The following is a 2,650-nucleotide window of genomic DNA, read 5'->3' as shown; positions in this document are numbered from 1 at the left end:
CGTCGGCCTCGGCGTCGCTGACGATCTCCACCGGGCCGCGTATGCGCACCTGGCGGCGCAGCGATTTCCAGTGGAAGCACATCGCCGCCTTCATGCTGCCAAGAATCTCGCGGCCCTTGGCGCTCTCGAAATTCGTGTAGAAGACAAACCCCTTTTCGTCGAACCCCTTGAGCAGCACCATCCGCACATCCGGCATGCCGTCCGCGTCGACGGTCGCCAGGGCGACGCCGTTGGGATCGTTGGGCTCGCTTTTGGTGGCGTCCTCCAGCCATGCGGCAAAGAGCCTGAACGGCTCAGAGGCTTCGGTGAAGTCACTGCTTGTTAACCCGGTTTCGTTCATAGTTTTCCGAATTTTTACCGTTGCGGGAGGAGTTCGCCGATTGTCGCGTATCGCGCAAGCTTTTGACAGCAGGCAATGGGGCGTTATCGCTTCGGCCAGCGTCAAGGCTGTGGTCGTGACATTGGCGCTGCCGCTTGCCGCCTGCGGCGCCGGCGGCTTCAGCCTGGAAAAGGCCGATGTCGACCGCTCTATCATCACCTCCAGCATGCCGGCCTCGCCTGCCGCCCCGGCGGCGGCCGACAAGGACTCCGACCAGACCACCATCGGCAATGCCGTTTCCTCCGCCGACATCAAGGAGCTTGGCGGCCAGCCGGTGCCATGGGCAAACGCAGGCACCGGGTCGCGCGGCGCGATCACCGAACTGGTGGAACTTAAGGATGGCGGCCTGACCTGTCGCCGCTTCAGCGCCACGCGCGAAAGCTTTGACGGCGTTGCCCTCTACAAGGGTGAACTCTGCCTTGCCGGCGCCGGCGGCTGGCGCATGCAGGAATTCAAGGCACTCTGACGGCGGCACCCTGACCCAAGGGGCGCTCTGACTTGGGGACGCGTTCCAACTTTCGAAGATCAATCCCTCTTGCGCCACTGGAATTTCTTCCTATGCGAGCGCATATAGGGAGCGACCACAAATCCATTCTCTCTTGCAGGCAGGAAGCATGCGCGACCCCTATGAGGTGCTGGGCGTTGCCAAGAACGCATCGGCCAAGGACATAAAATCGGCCTACCGTAAGCTCGCCAAGAAGCATCATCCGGACCAGAACCCGGATGATCCCAAGGCGAAGGACCGTTTTGCCGCCGTCAACCAGGCCTACGAAGTCGTGGGTGACGAGAAGACGCGCGGCGCTTACGATCGCGGCGAGATCGACGCCGAGGGTAAGCCGAAATTCCACGGCTTCGAGGGCGCGGCGGGCGGCGATCCGTTCGGGGGCTTCCGCCGTCAGCAGGGCCCGGGCGGCGCGCATTTCGAATTCCGCACCGGACGTCCGGGCGGCGATCCGTTCGACGGCAACAGCGATATCTTCAGCCAGATCTTCGGCGACGCCTTTGGCGCCCGCGGGGCAGGCCCAAGGGGAGCCGGAGCAGGCGACCGCCGCCAGCCGGCCCAGGCGGCCGATCTCAACGTCACCATGGACATCAGCGTCGAGGAAGCCGCCATCGCCGACAAGGTGACGGCGATGTTCCCCGACGGTCGCAAGGTGGCGGTCAAGCTGCCGGCCTATGTCGAGGACGGCCAGACGATCCGTCTGAAGGGCCAGGGCGAGCAGGGTCCGGGCCAGCCAGGCGACGCGCTGGTCAAGATCCACATCCGCCGCCATTCGCGCTACCGCATCGAGGGGCGCGACCTGCATGTCGATCTGCCCGTCGATCTGACCGACGCGGTGCTCGGCGCCAAGGTGGCGGTCGAAACACCGACCGGCAAGCTCGCAGTCAACGTGCCTGCATGGTCGAGCTCGGACAAGGTGCTGCGCCTGAAGGGCAGGGGCCTGCCGGAAAAAGCCGGCGGCCATGGCGATCTCTACGCCCATGTGCGGTTGATGCTGCCGGAGGGCGGCGATGCCGAGCTTGAGGCCCTGATGCGCCGTCAAAAAGGCTGATCAAGGGAATTTTGTTCCTGTTGCAGTGTCTTTTGGGCGCTTGAAGGGGCTTTGTGCCTGTGCGATAGGGCTCTCCACAAAGCAGATATTCTTGCGGAGAGCTTGCACATGGCAGGTGGACAGGGCCTGATGGCCGGTAAGCGGGGCCTGATCCTGGGCGTCGCCAACAATCGGTCGATCGCTTTCGGCATCGCCAAGGCTTGCGCCGATCACGGCGCCGAGATCGCTCTGACCTATCAGGGCGAGGCCTTCAAGAAGCGCGTCGAGCCGCTCGCGGCCGAACTCAACGCGCATGTCGCGGGCCATTGCGACGTGACCGACCCGGAAAGCCTCGACGCCGTCTTTGCCGATATCGCCAAGCACTGGGGCAAGCTCGACTTCCTCGTCCACGCCATCGCTTTCTCGGACAAGGACGAATTGACCGGCCGCTATGTCGAGACGACGCGCGACAATTTCCTGCGCACCATGGACATCTCGGTCTTTTCCTTCACCACCATCGCCAAGCGTGCCGAGCCGCTGATGAGCGAGGGCGGTTCGCTTTTGACGTTGACCTATTACGGCGCCGAGAAGGTGATGCCGCACTACAACGTCATGGGCGTCGCCAAGGCGGCGCTGGAAGCCAGCGTGCGCTATCTCGCTGTCGACCTCGGCGCCAAGAAGATCCGCGTCAACGCGATCTCGGCGGGCCCGATCAAGACGCTCGCGGCTTCCGGCATCG

General features: G+C 63.9%; 4 protein-coding genes. 3 read left to right on the top strand and 1 reads right to left on the bottom strand.

The genetic code is table 11. The annotated features are described in order from the left end of the window. The coding region (locus Q0L57_RS03155; RefSeq protein WP_296737786.1) for a pyridoxal 5'-phosphate synthase at window positions 1-340 on the bottom strand (340 nt) is incomplete at its 3' end. A 40-nt stretch (window positions 341-380) separates the two neighbouring features. Here Q0L57_RS03155 and Q0L57_RS03150 point away from each other — a divergent pair. From Q0L57_RS03150 to Q0L57_RS03140, 3 genes are all read left to right on the top strand, one after another. Continuing rightward, a complete protein-coding gene (locus tag Q0L57_RS03150; RefSeq protein ID WP_296737784.1) occupies window positions 381-845 on the top strand; it encodes an RT0821/Lpp0805 family surface protein in 465 nt (154 codons plus the stop codon). A gap of 148 nt (window positions 846-993) precedes the next feature. Then, window positions 994-1,932: a J domain-containing protein gene (locus tag Q0L57_RS03145; RefSeq protein ID WP_296737783.1), complete on the top strand. Its 939-nt coding sequence runs from the start codon at window positions 994-996 to the stop codon at window positions 1,930-1,932. A gap of 108 nt (window positions 1,933-2,040) precedes the next feature. Next, window positions 2,041-2,650: SDR family oxidoreductase (locus Q0L57_RS03140; protein ID WP_296737781.1), on the top strand; the 610-nt coding region annotated here is incomplete at its 3' end.

The sequence above is a fragment of the Mesorhizobium sp. genome, from assembly GCF_024509055.1.
Lineage (GTDB): Bacteria > Pseudomonadota > Alphaproteobacteria > Rhizobiales > Rhizobiaceae > Mesorhizobium.
The sequence above is the reverse complement of the archived record's forward strand: the minus strand, read 5'-3'. Positions and strand labels throughout refer to the sequence as shown.

Coding starts and splice junctions, on each gene's coding strand:
- Q0L57_RS03145 (WP_296737783.1), top strand. CDS start 994: ATGCGCGACCCCTATGAGGTGCTGGGCGTTGCCAAGAACGCATCGGCC.